Source organism: Streptomyces mesophilus (assembly GCF_040300965.1).
Taxonomy (GTDB): domain Bacteria; phylum Actinomycetota; class Actinomycetes; order Streptomycetales; family Streptomycetaceae; genus Streptomyces; species Streptomyces mesophilus_A.
The window spans coordinates 1-15,203 of the sequence record NZ_JBEPEW010000174.1 but is presented as its reverse complement, the minus strand read 5'-3'; the positions used below and the strand labels follow the sequence as shown (position 1 = coordinate 15,203).

The 15,203-nt window shown below is 70.0% G+C and carries 10 protein-coding genes and 2 pseudogenes; 7 read left to right on the top strand and 5 right to left on the bottom strand.

Annotation, left to right across the window (positions count from 1 at the left end):
* Both ABT367_RS36235 and ABT367_RS36230 read right to left on the bottom strand, forming a co-directional pair.
* Positions 1–682 (bottom strand): SDR family NAD(P)-dependent oxidoreductase (locus ABT367_RS36235; RefSeq protein WP_352257538.1); only part of this gene is annotated, 682 nt, incomplete at its 3' end.
* Positions 679–1,791 carry an LLM class flavin-dependent oxidoreductase gene (locus tag ABT367_RS36230; RefSeq protein ID WP_352257537.1) on the bottom strand — a complete coding sequence of 371 codons (1,113 nt, stop codon included), beginning with the start codon at positions 1,789–1,791 and terminating at the stop codon, positions 679–681. The genes ABT367_RS36235 and ABT367_RS36230, both read right to left, overlap by 4 nt.
* 321 nt (positions 1,792–2,112) lie before the next feature.
* Between ABT367_RS36230 and ABT367_RS36225 the strand changes: the two genes are divergently transcribed.
* The 4 genes from ABT367_RS36225 to ABT367_RS36210 all read left to right on the top strand — a co-directional run bounded on the left by ABT367_RS36225 (position 2,113) and on the right by ABT367_RS36210 (position 6,722).
* On the top strand, positions 2,113–3,525 hold the full coding sequence (locus ABT367_RS36225) for an amino acid permease (RefSeq protein ID WP_352257540.1): 1,413 nt from the start codon (positions 2,113–2,115) through the stop codon (positions 3,523–3,525).
* Positions 3,526–3,535: 10 nt separating this feature from the next.
* Complete coding sequence (locus ABT367_RS36220) at positions 3,536–3,988, top strand: Lrp/AsnC family transcriptional regulator (RefSeq protein WP_352257536.1); 453 nt, start codon at positions 3,536–3,538, stop codon at positions 3,986–3,988.
* Positions 3,989–4,143: 155 nt separating this feature from the next.
* A complete protein-coding gene (locus ABT367_RS36215; protein ID WP_352257535.1) occupies positions 4,144–4,941 on the top strand; it encodes a carbon-nitrogen hydrolase family protein in 798 nt (265 codons plus the stop codon).
* A 68-nt stretch (positions 4,942–5,009) separates the two neighbouring features.
* Complete coding sequence (locus ABT367_RS36210; RefSeq protein ID WP_352257534.1) at positions 5,010–6,722, top strand: flavin monoamine oxidase family protein; 1,713 nt, start codon at positions 5,010–5,012, stop codon at positions 6,720–6,722.
* A gap of 18 nt (positions 6,723–6,740) precedes the next feature.
* On the opposite strand, the gene ABT367_RS36205 is transcribed toward ABT367_RS36210, so the two are convergent.
* Positions 6,741–7,670, bottom strand: coding sequence for an LLM class F420-dependent oxidoreductase (locus tag ABT367_RS36205; RefSeq protein WP_352257533.1), 930 nt, complete (start codon positions 7,668–7,670; stop codon positions 6,741–6,743).
* A 77-nt stretch (positions 7,671–7,747) separates the two neighbouring features.
* Positions 7,748–8,440: a DUF5995 family protein gene (locus tag ABT367_RS36200; protein WP_352257532.1), complete on the bottom strand. Its 693-nt coding sequence runs from the start codon at positions 8,438–8,440 to the stop codon at positions 7,748–7,750.
* Between the two features lie 192 nt (positions 8,441–8,632).
* Between ABT367_RS36200 and ABT367_RS36195 the strand changes: the two genes are divergently transcribed.
* On the top strand, positions 8,633–9,742 hold the full coding sequence (locus tag ABT367_RS36195) for a glycoside hydrolase family 6 protein (RefSeq protein ID WP_352257539.1): 1,110 nt from the start codon (positions 8,633–8,635) through the stop codon (positions 9,740–9,742).
* A gap of 27 nt (positions 9,743–9,769) precedes the next feature.
* Here the strand turns inward: ABT367_RS36195 and ABT367_RS36190 are convergent, their stop codons facing one another.
* Entirely contained in the window at positions 9,770–11,170 is a 1,401-nt protein-coding gene (locus ABT367_RS36190; RefSeq protein WP_352257531.1) for a uracil-xanthine permease family protein, read from the bottom strand.
* 384 nt (positions 11,171–11,554) lie between these two features.
* On the opposite strand from ABT367_RS36190, the pseudogene ABT367_RS36185 reads away from it, so the two are divergent.
* Positions 11,555–13,699 (top strand): annotated as a pseudogene (locus ABT367_RS36185) (hypothetical protein).
* 192 nt (positions 13,700–13,891) lie between these two features.
* Positions 13,892–15,178 (top strand): annotated as a pseudogene (gene pelF / locus ABT367_RS36180) (GT4 family glycosyltransferase PelF); the annotation flags it as partial.
* Between the last annotated feature and the right edge of the window lie 25 nt (positions 15,179–15,203).

The following is a 15,203-nucleotide window of genomic DNA, read 5'->3' as shown; positions in this document are numbered from 1 at the left end:
GCAGGCCGGCCACGCGCGGGGTCCAGACGACGCCGGGCGCCACGGCGTTGACGCGGACACCGCGCGCGCCGTACTCCACCGCCGCCGAGCGGACCAGGGAGACCAGGCCGGCCTTCGCCGCGCCGTACGCCGCGTGCAGCGGCGCGCCGGTCAGGCCGGACACCGAGGCCACGAACACCAGCGGTCCGCCGCCCGACGCGGCCACCGCCTCGGCCCCGTACTCGATGGCGAGCCGGGCATGACGCAGCACGATGTCGAAGTGCCAGTCCCACTCCTCGTCGTCCAGCTCCGCGAGCGCCTTGTAGCGGGCCATGCCCACGATGTCCACGACACCGTGCACGGCGCCCAACTCCCGTACGGAATCGGCGAAGAGCTCACGGACGGCGTCCCGCCGGGTCACATCCGCCACATGGGCGAGGGAGCCCGTCTCGGCCGCGACCGCCTCGGCCCGCTCCTTGTCGATGTCCACGCAGACCACGCGCGCGCCCGATGCGGTGAGCGCGTGCGCGGTCTGCCGTCCGATGCCGTTGCCCGCGCCGAGCAGCACGAAGCCGCGGCCGTCCAGGCGCGAAAGCCCCGGATAGTCGGGGACTGGGGAGTCGTCGAGGGGAGCCCCGGGCCCGGCCCCGGCCCCGGCCCCCGCCCCCGGCCCTGCCCCCGGCGCCGTACCGGCGCCGCTCATGACGGTCGCCGCGGCTGGTAGGCGGCGAGCTCCGGAATGACTTCCTTGCCCAGGATCTCGATCGTCCGCAGGATCTCCTGGTGCTCCAGATAGCCCCACTGGACGTAGCAGATCAGCTGGTCGATACCGAGGTCCGCATAGTGCTTGGCCTTGCGGATGACCGTCTCCGCGTCACCGATCAGGATCATGTCGCCGTCGTTGAACTCCTGTACGGGGACGGTCCCTTCGAGGATCGGGTTGAGGAACGGGAAGGTGCGGTCGCGCTCCTCGGGCGAGAGGTGGGGCAGCTCCCAGTCGAGGGTGAACCGGGCGAGGTTGCTGTACCACCAGGCCACCGAGTCCCAGACGCGCTTCGACGGCTTGTCCGCGACATGGACGAGTGTGTACGCGCTGACGCGGTTCGTGGTGACATCGGTGAGCGGGGACGGGGCGAGGGCGGCCCGGCGGTACGCCTCGACCTGCTGGGCCATCTTCTCGAGGGGCTGCATGATCGAGAACGAGAGCAGTCCCATCCCGGCCTGGCCCGCGACCTCCGCCGAGCCCGCCGAGGTAGCAGCCATCCAGGCCGGCGGATGCGGATCCTGTACGGGCTTGGGCGTGACCATGCGGCGCGGGAACGAGAAGCGCGGGGACTCGTAGGAGAAGTACTCCTCGCGCCACATCCCCGTGACGATCTCGATCGCCTCGCGCCAGTCCGCCCGCGACAGCTCACGGTCCACGCCGAACGCCGTCTGCTCCATCGGCGTCGAGCGCCCGGTGCCCCACTCGACCCGGCCGCCGGACAGGATGTCGACCGCCGCCACCTTCTCGGCGATGCGCTGCGGGGGCGTGAAACCGAAGGGCGTCAGGGTCACGCCGAAGCCGAGCCGTATCCGCTCGGTCAGCGCAGCGAGATGGCCGAGCAGGACCTCCGGCGCCGGACAGTGCGAGCGGCCCTCGCGGAAGTGGTGCTCGACCGCCCAGACCGTACGGAAGCCCACCCGGTCCGCGAGGCGTATCTGCTCGACGGCCTCGCGGTAGGCGCGCTGTTCGGCCTCGCGCTGGCCATAGGGGTGCGGCCCGTTCCAGGGCTTGGGCACGTCGATCTCGTACAGGACATCCAGATCCATCCGGGCCACTCCTCCATCGCTTCGAGATGCCGGTTTTCGAAATGCCGAAAGATGCCGCGCTCGGGCGGCGAGGAGGATGAGCGAGCCCGGCGGATGTGTCAATGCTCACAGCGGTACGGGCTGTCGAGTGGCGGCGCGCAACGAACTGCCGTATTCCGGACGGAAACGCCGGAATCTTTCCCTCCGGTCGTCGATTCGCTGCGTTACGCAAGTGAATGCGTCACCCCGTATGGTCTTGCGGTCCCCCACAGCCCACCGAGGAGTTCCCAGGTGTCCGTCGCGCCGCCCCCTGTCACCGGCCCGTCCCTGTTCGGCAGTCTGATGCGCCGTAAGCCGGTCGAGCGTCTGGTCGCCGAAGGAGGTCACGGCGAGGGCGGCGGACTGCGCCGCACCATGGGCATGTGGCAGCTGACGATGATCAGCATCGGCGCCACGCTCGGCACCGGCATCTTCGTGGTGCTCGGCGAGGCCGTGCCCAAGGCCGGTCCCGCCGTCACGCTGTCCTTCGTGATCGCCGGTCTGACGGCCCTCTTCTCGGCCCTCTCGTACGCCGAGCTGGCCGGCACCATCCCCGTCGCCGGCTCCTCGTACTCCTATGCGTACGCAACGCTGGGCGAAGTCATCGCCTGGATCTGCGGCTGGTGTCTGATCCTCGAGTACGGCGTCTCGATCGCGGCGGTGGCCGTCGGCTGGGGCGAGTACCTCAACGAGTTCCTCGACGGCACCATCGGCGTCACGATCCCGGACGCGCTCGCCTCGCCGCCCGGCGACGGCGGCGTGATCAACCTGCCCTCGCTGATCCTCGTCCTGCTCGCGGGCGTCGTGCTGCTCGGTGGCTCCAAGGAGTCCGCCCGGGTCAACGCCGTCATGGTCGGCGTGAAGATCGCGGCGCTGCTGCTCTTCTGCGCGGTCGGCCTGACCGGCTTCCAGTCCGGCAACTACGAGGACTTCATGCCGCTCGGCATGGCCGGTGTGAGCGGTGCGGCCGCGACCCTGTTCTTCTCGTACATCGGCTTCGACGCCGCATCCACGGCCGGCGAGGAGGCGAAGAACCCGCAGCGCGATCTGCCGCGCGCGATCCTGCTCTCGCTCGGCATCGTCACCGCTCTGTACGTCCTGGTCGCCTTCGTGGCCATCGGCGCGCGGCCCTGGGAGGGGTTCACCGACACCGAGGCCACACTCGCCGCGATCATGAACGAGGTCACCGGGCAGACCTTCTGGGGCACGGTCCTCGCGGGCGGAGCGGTGATCGCCATCGCGTCCGTCGTGCTCGCGGTGCTCTACGGCCAGACCCGCATCCTCTTCGCCATGTCCCGCGACGGACTGGTCCCCAAGTCCTTCGCCAAGGTCCACGCGCGCACCGGCGTGCCGCGGATCAACACGATCTGGGTCTCGCTGTTCTGCGGAGTGCTCGCCGCCGCCATCCCGCTCGGTGAACTGGCCGACGCCACCAGCATCGGCACGCTCTTCGCCTTCGCCCTGGTGAATGTCTCCGTGCTCGTGCTGCGCCGGACCCGGCCGAATCTGAACCGCACCTTCCGGGTGCCGTTCGCTCCGCTGTTCCCGCTGATCGGCTTCGGCCTGTGCGTGTGGATGATGGTGTCGCTGCGGGCCATCACCTGGACGGTGTTCGGCCTGTGGATGGCGGTCGGCCTCGCGATCTACTTCGCGTACGGCCGCAGCCGCTCGCGGCTGGCCGTGGAGGCCGGCGCCCCTGCGACCGAGGAGAAGTGACCCGCCCGCCGTGCTGAACGAGCTCGATGAACGCATCGTCCACGCCCTGGCCGAGGACGCCCGGCGCTCCTTCGCCGACATCGGCCAGCTGGTCGGCCTGTCCGCGCCCGCGGTGAAGCGGCGGGTCGACCGGCTGCGGGCGAGCGGTGCGATCACCGGGTTCACGGTGCGGGTCGATCCGTCGGCGCTCGGCTGGCAGACCGAGGGCTTCGTCGAGATCTACTGCCGCAGCCAGACGTCCCCCGACGCGATCCGTGACGGTCTCGAGCGCTATCCGGAGATCGCCTCCGCATCGACCGTCACGGGGGAGGCGGATGCGGTGGTGCAGATCTTCGCGGCCGATATGCGGCACTTCGAGCAGGTTCTGGAGAAGATCGCGGGGGAGCCGTTCGTGGAGCGGACCAAGTCCGTGCTCGTGCTGTCGCCGTTGCTGCGTCGGTACTCCTCGGGGGCGCCGCAGTAAGGGCCCGCCTCGGGCGCAACAAATCGCCGCTCGGTACGTCTTTCGCGCAACAAACAGCACAGCAATGCGCAATGGACGCGTCTTGTCGCGGCCTCACGCGTGAACGTACCTTCAAGGCGTCCCCGCCGAACTTTCCGTACCACCGAGGTCCGCCCATGCCGCCGTTGCGCACCGCCCTGCTCCAGAACTCCGGAACACCCGGCGATGTGCAGGCCAATCTGGCGCTCCTCGACGAGACCGCGGAGCGCGCCGCCGCCGTCGGCGCGGGGCTGCTGATCTGCCCGGAGATGTTCCTGACCGGGTACGCGATCGGCGAGGACGTCGCACGTCTCGCCGAGCCCGCCGACGGCCCCTCCGCACAGGCCGTCGCCGCGACCGCCGCCCGCCATGGCCTGGCGATCGTCCACGGCTACCCCGAGCGCGACGGCGAGCAGGTCTACAACGCCGCGCGCCTCGTCGGCCCGGACGGCACCGCGCTCGCCGACTACCGCAAGACCCATCTGTTCGGCGGCTTCGAGCAGCAGCACTTCACCCCGGGCGACAAGACCGTCGTGCAGGCCGAACTCGGCGGCCTCCGGGTCGGGATCATGATCTGTTACGACGTGGAGTTCCCGGAGAACGTACGGGCGCACGCGCTCGCCGGCACCGACCTGCTCCTGGTGCCGACCGCGCAGATGCACCCCTTCCAGTTCGTCGCCGAATCGCTCGTACCGGTACGGGCCTTCGAGAACCAGATGTACGTGGCGTATGTGAACAGGGCAGGCGCGGAAGGCGAGTTCGAGTTCGTGGGCCTGTCCACGCTCGTCGGTCCCGACGGCATCGCCCGCACCCGGGGCGGGCGCGGCCCGGAGCTCCTCTTCGCCGACGTGGACCCGGAGTTCCTGGCCGCCTCGCGCGCCGAGAACCCGTATCTGCGCGACCGACGCCCGGGCCTCTACGGCTCCCTGATCTGATCCTGCCTCAGCTCCCCTCCAGCTCCCCTCCAGCTCCCCTTCAGTTCCCCGCAAGGAGTCCGTACCCCATGACGTCCACGGTGCCCACCGCCGTCCAGCACACCTCGGCGACGCAGCCGCCGATCACGATGTTCGGTCCGGACTTCCCGTACGCGTACGACGACTTCCTCGCGCACCCGGCGGGCCTCGGCCAGATACCGGCGACCGAGCACGGCCAGGAGGTCGCCGTCATAGGCGGCGGTCTGTCCGGCATCATCGCCGCGTACGAGCTGATGAAGATGGGCCTCAAGCCCGTCGTGTACGAGGCCGACCAAATCGGCGGCCGGCTGCGCACCGTCGGCTTCGACGGCTGCGACCCCGAACTCACCGCCGAGATGGGCGCGATGCGCTTCCCGCCCTCCTCGACAGCGCTCCAGCACTACATCGACCTGGTGGGCCTGGAGACCAAGCCGTTCCCCAACCCCCTTGCGGAGTCCACCCCTTCGACCGTCGTCGACCTCAAGGGTGAGTCCCACTACGCCACTTCGGTGGACGATCTGCCGCAGGTCTACCGGGACGTCATGAACGCCTGGAACGCCTGTCTGGAGGAGGGCGCCGACTTCTCCGCGATGAACCGCGCGCTGCGCGAGCGCGACATCCCCACGATCCGCAGGATCTGGGCGCAGCTGGTCGAGAAGCTCGACAACCAGACCTTCTACGGTTTCCTCTGCGACTCCGAGGCCTTCAAGTCCTTCCGCCACCGCGAGATCTTCGGCCAGGTCGGCTTCGGCACCGGCGGCTGGGACACCGACTTCCCCAACTCGATCCTGGAGATCCTGCGGGTCGTCTACACCGAGGCCGACGACCACCACCGCGGCATCGTCGGCGGCAGCCAGCAGCTGCCGCTCAGGCTCTGGGAGCGCACCCCCGAGAAGATCCTCCACTGGGCGTACGGGACCTCGCTGAGCTCCCTGCACGAGGGCGGCGAGCCGCGTCCCGCCGTGACCCGCCTTCACCGCACCGCGGGCAACCGGGTCACCGTGACGGACGCGAGCGGCGACATCCGCACGTACCGTGCCGCCGTCTTCACCGCGCAGTCCTGGATGCTGCTCTCGAAGATCGCCTGCGACGACTCGCTCTTCCCGATCGACCACTGGACGGCGATCGAGCGCACCCACTACATGGAGTCCAGCAAGCTGTTCGTGCCCGTCGACCGGCCGTTCTGGCTGGACAAGGCCGTCGACGGCCAAGGCAACGCCACCGGTCGGGACGTCATGTCGATGACCCTCACCGACCGTATGACGCGCGGGACTTACCTGCTCGACAACGGCCCCGACAAGCCCGCCGTCATCTGCCTCTCGTACACCTGGTGCGACGACAGCCTCAAGTGGCTGCCGCTGTCCGCGAACGAGCGGATGGAGGTCATGCTGAAGTCGCTCGGCGAGATCTACCCGAACGTCGACATCCGCGGCCACATCATCGGCAACCCGGTCACCGTCTCCTGGGAGAACGAGCCCTACTTCATGGGCGCGTTCAAGGCCAACCTGCCGGGCCACTACCGCTACCAGCGGCGACTGTTCACGCACTTCATGCAGGACCGGCTTCCGGACGACAAGCGCGGGCTCTTCCTCGCCGGCGACGACATCTCCTGGACGGCCGGCTGGGCCGAAGGCGCCGTACAGACCGCGCTCAACGCCGTGTGGGGCGTCATGCACCAGTTCGGCGGCGCCACCGACCCGGCCAACCCCGGGCCTGGCGACCTCTTCGACGAGATCGCGCCGGTGGAGCTGCCCGAGGACTGACCGGGTCCCGGCGAAGGCTCAGATCCCGGACGCGGCCACGGCTTCGTACACCGCGGCTGCCCGGTCCTTCAGTTCCTCGCCGTCCCGGGCGCCGTTCTGCAGATCGAAGAAGTAGGTGCCCGGGACGACCTGCGCATGCGCGGCGAGGTCCTCGACGAGCTGGTCGAGGCTGCCCTGGAAGGGCTCGCGGTCGTCACCTTCGTACGGCTTGTCGAGGAGGCGGGCGTTGATGCGGACGGTCACGTCGATCGGCCGCTCGCGTCCGTGCTCGGCCGCCATGTCCTGCACCCCCTGCCAGGCGGAGGCCAGTTGGGGTGCCCCCATGGCGATCGGCATCCAGCCGTCCGCGCGCCGCACCAGGCGCCGCGTCGCGCGCGGGCTGAACGCCGGGAGGTGGACGGGGATGGGACGGACCGGTTTCGGGCCGACCTCGGACGGCACGATCTGCGTCAGCTCACCCTCGTATGCGACCGGGTCGGGGCCCCAGACGGCGGCGCAGACGTCGAGCAGTTCGTCGAGGACCTTGCCGCGCCGGGAGAACGGGGCGACCCCTTGGGCCGCGTACTCGTCGTGCGCCCAGCCGGTGCCCAGGCCCGCCACCACCCGGCCGCCGCTCGCACGGTCCAGCGTGGCGAGCGCGCGGGCCAGTTCGAACGGGATGTGCAGCGGGGCGACCAGGACACTGGTGCCCAGCTGTACGCGTTCGGTCACCGCGGCCGCGAGGGTGAGGGAGACCAGTGGTTCGGCGACCGAACGGTACGCGTCGGGCCAGGGCAGTCCTTCGATCCCGGCCAGGCCCTGCCGCATGGGTGTCGGGAACAGCACCCGCTCGAACACCCAGACACTTTCGTAGCCGATGTCCTCCGCGGCCCGCGCCACCGCGGGGATGTCGCGGCCGATGTCGAACTGCTTCATCTGCGGGAGCGAAAGACCGAGCCGGATCGCCATACCTGACCTCCTTGTGGGTGTGCCGCTCACAACGCGGCGGCCGTTGCGCCTATTTCACCGGACGCCGTCGTCCGAGGTCAGCGCCACGGGGTCAGCAGACACCGCCCCACCAGACCGACCCCCGCATCCATCCGCTGTGTGAACTCCTCGGCCAGCTCCGGCAGTTCACGCAGGCCCCACAGCACCCGTGCCGCCGACCATGCCGCGTCCCGTGCGCGCTCCAGACTCCAGGAGCCGAGCAGATGCGTGAGCGGATCGGCCACCTGGAGCAGATCGGGACCGGGCATCAGCTCCTCGCGGATGCGCTCCTCCAGTGTGACAAGGATCTCGCCGACGCGGTCGAACTCGTCCTCGATCATGCGGGGGTCGCAGTCGAGGCTACGACAGGTGTCCACGACGGCCAGCGCAAGATCGTGACCGATGTGCGCATTGATGCCCGCGAGCGCGAACTGCAGGGGTCGTACGCCGCGATGGCCCCGGTACTGGAACAGAGGCCGCCAGCACGCGGGTGGACGGCCGCCCTCCGCCGAGGCGTCGACCACGTCCAAGTAGCGCCCGGCGAACCGGATATCGAGCGTCTGTGCGGCCAGGACGTCGGGGAACTCGCCGCCGCGCAGACGCGTGTCGATCTCCTCGGTCACCGCCAGGTACACCCGGTTGAAGACGGCCACGCCATCCGTCTGCGGCCACCGGGCGTCCAGGGCGCGCATCCGCGCCGCTACGGCCGTGACATGGGGGGTGTCTGCTGTGAACTGACCGGTCTGCGCCATGCACGCAGCGTCCCAGCCGTAGGCTGCGGGGAGGTCCGCCGGGCCGGGAGCTTCGCCGGATCGGGGGAACGGGGCGCCCGCGGGCCGTCGTAAGGGAACAGGAATGGTGGGGGGAAGAGCGACGTGCAAGGCGTACGCGCGCAGCGCCGGACGGAACGCGCCGAGCGCAGACGGACACATCTGCGCCATGGGATGGCCGCCGCGGCCTCGCTGGTCGTGGTGATCGGCACGGTCACCGGAGTGCTGGCCGACGGCGGGGGAACGGCGGACGAGGCCGGGCCCAAGGAGACCCGGTCGCCGACGCTGGAGCCGCTGCCCGCCGTGCCCACTCCTTCCGCGTCCGTGAGCCCGTCGAAGTCCCCGAAGCCGTCCAAGTCGCCGTCGAAGAAGCCGGCGAAGTCTCCGGCCGACGGGAAGGCGAAGTCATCCGTGTCCAACGGGCTCTATCTGCACGGTCAGTCCCAGGTGCTCGACTGGGTGCGCGCCAACCGCGATGACCCCCGCCGGCCCCTGATAGAGGCGCAGATAGCCGACCGGCCGGCCGCCGTCTGGTTCGCCGACTACAGCCCGGACACGATCACCTCCCGGGTACGGGCCGTGACCTCGGGCGCCTCGGCGCGCGGCCAGGTGCCCACGGTGGTGGCGTACGGCATCCCGGACCGTGACTGCGGCGGGCATTCGCAGGGCGGTGCGCCCGATCTCGGGGCGTACGACGCGTGGATCCAGAAGTTCGCCGCGGGGCTCGGCTCATCCGAGGTCATCGTGATACTCGAACCCGACTCGCTGGCCCAGTTCGAATGCCTCGACGCGGGGCAACGCAGCGCGCGTTTCGCCTCGTTGGCACGCGCGGGCCGCACCCTGAAGGCTGCCAATCCCCGTGCGCGGGTCTACTACGACGCCGGTCACTCCGGCTGGAACTCAGCGGCGAAACAGGCCTCCGCGTTGCGGCAGGCGGGAGCCGCATCGGCGGCCTCGTCGGACGGCATCTTCACGAACGTCTCGAACTTCCACCGCACGGACGACGAAGTCGCCTACGCGCAGTCCGTCCTGAACGCGCTCGGCGGCCCGTCCGGTCTCGGCGCCGTGATCGACACCAGCCGCAACGGCAACGGGCCGCCGCCCGACGGCGAGTGGTGCGATCCGGCGGGCCGCAAACTCGGCCGCCCACCGACGCTCTCCACCGGCCGGTCGCGGATCGACGCGTATCTCTGGATCAAGCTGCCGGGGGAGTCCGACGGCTGCAAGGGCAAGCCGGGGACGTTCACACCCAGTTACGCGCACGACCTGGTGACCGGCGGCTGACCAGTCTTCCTGGGGCCTGGTGGCGGATCAGCCCTTCGTTCCCTCGTCGGCCGACGTGCCCTCGTAGCGCGAGGTGCCCTCGTCGAGCAGCGGCTCGCGGCTCTGCTTCATATACGCGGGGGCGAACGCCCGCAGCACGTGATAGCCGGTGATGACCACCAGGGTGCCCAGGGCGATCCCGCTGAGCTCGAAGGTGTCCGTGAACTTCAGGCTGACCCCGCCGGTGCCGATGATGATGCCCGCAGCGGCCGGCACCAGGTTCAGCGGATTGCGCAGATCCACCCGGGAGTTGATCCAGATCTGCGCGCCGAGCAGACCGATCATGCCGTAGAGGATCACGGTGATGCCGCCTAGCACACCGCCCGGGATCGCGGCGACGATCGCGCCGACCTTCGGGCAGAGGCCGAAGAGCAGGGCGAAGAGCGCCGCGGCCCAGTAGGCGGCCGTCGAGTAGACGCGGGTCGCGGCCATGACGCCGATGTTCTCCGCGTACGTGGTGTTCGGCGGGCCGCCGACGGCGGTGGAGAGCATGGACGCGGCACCGTCCGCGGAGATCGCGGTGCCCAGCTTGTCGTCGAGGTTGTCGCCGGTCATCTCGCCGACGGCCTTGACGTGTCCGGCGTTCTCGGCGATCAGGGCGATCACCACGGGCAGCGCGACGAGGATCGCGGACCATTCGAAGGACGGTCCGTGGAAGTTCGGCAGGCCGATCCAGTCCGCCTTGCCGACCGCCGAGAGGTCGAGCCGCCAGTGGTCGGTGGCGGCCCCGCCGCCGACCACCGAGTTGATCTTCCCGAAGACGCGGTCGAAGAGCCACGAGATCCCGTATCCGAAGATCAGGCCGAGGAAGATCGCGATACGTGCCCAGAAACCGCGCAGGCACACCACCGCCAAACCGGTGAACAGCATGGTCAGCAGGGCCACCCACTGGTCCTGCGGCCAGTACGTGGATGCGGTCACCGGCGCCAGGTTGAACCCGATCAGCATGACCACCGCACCGGTCACCACCGGAGGCATCGCGGCATGGATGATCCGCGCCCCGAACTTCCGTACCGCGAGGCCCACCAGGAACAGCGCGGCGCCCACCACGAACACCGCGCCGGTGACCGTGGCGCTGCTGCCGCCCTGGGCCCGGATGACGGCCGCGACACCCACGAACGACAGCGAACAGCCCAGGTAGCTGGGCACCTTGCCGCGGGTCGCGAGCAGGAAGACGACCGTCGCGACACCCGACATCATGATCGCGAGGTTGGGGTCGAGGCCCATCAGAACGGGGGCGACGAACGACGCCCCGAACATCGCCACCACGTGCTGCGCGCCGAGACCGAAGGTGCGCGGCCAGGAGAGCCGTTCGTCGGGGCGGACCACCGCGCCGGGCGCCGGGGTGCGCCCGTCGCCGTGCAGGGTCCAGCGGACGCCGAGATTCATGGTGGCTGGTCTCTTTCCTCGCGCGGAGCCGTGATGATCCCCGCAATGTTAAGGCGCCGCACGTGTGTGCTCTTCTCGACGATTTGTCGGGATCGATGCAGGTGGCGGGCGTATACGGCCGCGCACAACGACCGAATGAAGGAAACGTTGCGTAATTGGCCGGATTCGTTGAGTGGCCAAAATATTTTTAATGGTGTGGACCGCTGGGGCGGCTCTTCAGGGCCCTCCCATCGGACTTCTGTGCGGGAACGGATCTCGCCACCTTTCACAGGGCCCCCACATTTCCCGCCCCGGGCGCACCACTATGTGTCCCGACAGACAGTGGGAAAGGGACATGTCGTACGGGAGTCGGCATGCCCCTTCCGGGGAGGGATCCATTCCGCAATGAACCGCAAGCTGCGCAGAGCCGCCCTCGCCGTGTCCACGGCGTCGCTGGCCCTGGCAACCGTCACGCCCCTGCAAGCCGCGGCCGCCGACCCCGTGCCGCGCATCGATCTCAAGATCCTCGTCGTGAGCGACGGCGGCCCCGCGACGGCCGCGATCGCCGCCGAACTCGACGGCGCCGGAACGCCCTACACGCTCGTGGACCTGGGCCGCGCCGACCGTCCCGCCATCAATGCCGCCTTTCTTTCGGACACCGTCTCCGGGCGGCCCCGCGCCAAGTTCCAGGCGGTCGTGCTGCCGAACGACAACCCGTTCGGTGAGGGCTCGGCCGAGATGGCCGCGCTCGCCACGTACGAGAAGAAGTTCGCGATCCCGCAGGTCGACGCCTACACCTACGCCCGCCCCGAAGTGGGACTCGACTACCCGGTGAACGGGGGCTACAGCGGATCGCTTGACGGCGCGAAGGCGCAGGTCACCGCCGCCGGGAAGGCCGGGCCTTTCGGTTACCTCGACGGCGCAGTGCCCTTCGAGGACAACTCGCCGACGGTGGGCGAGAGTTACGCCTTCGCGGCCAAGCCCCTCGCGGGCGCCGACTTCACCTCGTACGTGGAGGTGCCGCTGCCGCAGAGCCAGGAGCGCGGCACCATCGTCGGCGAGTACCGGCACGACGGCCGGCGCGAACTGGTCGTGTCCTTCGTCTACAACCAGTACCAGCAGCAGTACCGGCTGCTCGCGCGCGGCATCGTGGGGTGGCTGACCCAGGGCGTCCACCTGGGCATGAACCGCAACTACTTCGCCGTACACGTCGACGATGTCTTCGGTGCGGACGACCGCTGGGACAGCGCGCTCAACTGCACCCCCGGCGATGTCGACTGCCAGCCGGGGCAGGGCGAGCCGCGGCCGATCCGGATGACGGCCGACGACGCGCGGTACGCGGCCCAGTGGTCCACGGAGCGCAAGTTCACGCTCGACATGGTCTACAACGGCGGCGGCAGCGTGCGGTACAAGGCGGAGAACGGCGGCAGCGACCCCCTCGCACAGCAGTTGCTCGCCGACAAGGCCCGCTACCGCTGGGTCAACCACACCTACGACCACCCGTATCTCGGGTGTGTGCAGGACGTCTCCGTGGTGCCCTGGGTGTGCGCCAAGAACGCCGACGGCAGCGTCAAGTACGTGACCCGGTCGGTGATCGCCGCGCAGGTCCGCGACAACCGGACGTGGGGTGTGAACGCCGGACTGCCGTTGCAGAACGACGAGTTGGTGACCGGTGAGCACTCCGGTCTCAAGACGCTGCCGCAGCAGCCCGCGGACAACCCCAACCTCGCGGGCGCCCTCTCGGACACCGGCATCCGCAGTCTCGCGTCGGACAACTCGCGCGAACGGTAGCAGCGCACCCTCGGACCGGCCACGACCGTGCCGCGCTACCCGATGAACGTCTTCTACAACGCGGCCCGCGCCGCCGAGCAGATCGACGAGTACAACTGGATCTACACCCGCAAGGCGGACGGCGGCAGCGGCATCTGCGAGACCGCCGCCAACACCACGTGCCTGGACGCGCCGTTGGACCCCGTCACCGGGTACACGGACTACATCGTGCCGCTGGAGACGCGGATCGCGTTGTCCCACGCACTCGCCAACGACCCGCGCCCGCACTTCATCCACCAGTCGAACCTGGCCGAGGACCGCATCGCCTACCCGGTCCTGGACGCGATCATCGCCGCGTACCAAGGCCTCTACGCGGACAGCGCGCCGCTGGAAAACCTGCGCCAGAGGGACATCGGCGCGGAACTGACCGAGCGCGCGGCCTGGGACGCCGCCGTGAAGGCGGGCCGGGTCACCGCCTACCGGATCGGCAACACCGTCACCGTGCAGGCCCCGGCCGGGGTGAAGACCACCGCGACCATGCCGGCCGGCACCCGGCAGAACCTGCTCCTGGGCACCGCGCCGTTCGGCACCGCCTACGCGGGCTCGCTCTCCGGACGCGTCTCACCGGCCCTGCTGCAGACCCAGATCACCCTCACCGTGCCGGGGACGGCGACCACCGCCCTGACCACGGAAGCGGCCGAGCCCGTGGCCGAACCCGCCGGTGAACTGCCGGCACCCAAGGGCGTCCGCCGGCACGTTCCGTACGGCGTGACGCGCTGAGGACGCCGCCCGTGCGGGCGGCACCGCCTCCACGGACGGCCTGTACGACCTGCACGAGTCGCTTGATCCGTTCCGAAGCACCAGCGGTCCTGGTGCCGGGAGCTGCCACTCCCGGCACCGGCGGCCGTATCGCACGCCTGCCGCGACGAGGCCGCAAGGCCCGTGGGCGACAGACCCCGGGGGAGCAGAACCATGCCACCGTCACACCTGCCGCACTCCGGTACGGCACGGGTCACCTTGCTGACCGAAGGCACCTATCCGCACAGCCATGGCGGCGTGAGCGTGTGGTGCGACCAACTCGTCCGCGGTATGCCGGACTTCGAGTTCCGCGTCACGGCCGTCACCGGCACGGGACGCGAACCACTCGTGTGGGAGCTGCCCTCCCATGTCGCCGAGCCGGTCACCGTCCCGCTCTGGGGTCCTGCGGCTGCTCGGCGGGCTCCGCGCGGGCGGCGGCTCGACCAGGTGCTCTCCACGTACGAACTGTTTCTGACCTCGATGCTCGACCCGGACGTCGAGCGGTACTTCGGGGTCGCGCTGTACGGGCTGGCCACGATGGCCCGTGACGGGCGGCTCGGCCCCGCACTGCGCACCCGGCAGGCTCTGCGGATCCTGGTGGACATCTGGAACCGCACGGACCTGGAGGTGTCCGCCGCGCGGCCCACGCTCCACGACGCCCTCACCGCCACGGACCTCTTGGAGCACGTCCTGCGCCCGCTCGCCGCCGAGCCGCCGTCCGACGGTGTGGCGCACGCGGTCAGCGGCGGGCTCGCCGTGCTGCCGGGGCTCGTCGGGCATCGACTCCACGGGGTGCCGCTGCTCCTGACGGAGCACGGCGTCTACCTGCGCGAGCGGTACCTCGGCTATCGCACGGGCGGGTTCACGTGGCCCGTGAAGTACCTGCTGCTCGGGTTCTTCCGGCTGCTCGCCGAGGAGACCTACCAGGTCGCCGCCCTCATCACGCCCGGCAACCGCTACAACCGGCTGTGGGAGGAACGCGGCGGCGCCGCACCGGAATGCATCCGCACCGTCTACAACGGCGTGGATCCCGCCGCCTTCCCGCCCGCGGGCCCCGAGCCCGCGACGCCGACGCTCAGCTGGGCCGGCCGGATCGACCCGATCAAGGACCTGGAGACGCTGATCAGGGCGTTCGCCCTGGTGCGCGCCGAACTCCCGGACGCGCGGCTGCGGTTGTTCGGTGGCGCGCCGCGCGGAGGCGAGGCCTACCGGGACCAATGCGCCGCACTCGCCGCCGAGTTGGGGCAGGGGGATGCCGTCACCTTCGAAGGACGCGTGGACGACATCCTGGAGGCGTACGCGGCCGGCAACGTGGTGATGCTGTCCAGCATCAGCGAAGGGTTCCCGTTCACGCTGATCGAGGCCATGTCCTGCGGCCGCGCCACCGTCTCCACCGACGTGGGCGGCGTACGCGAGGCCGTCGGCGACAGCGGACTTCTTGTACATCGACGGGGCGTGGCGCGACCATGAGCGGTGGGCCCTCACG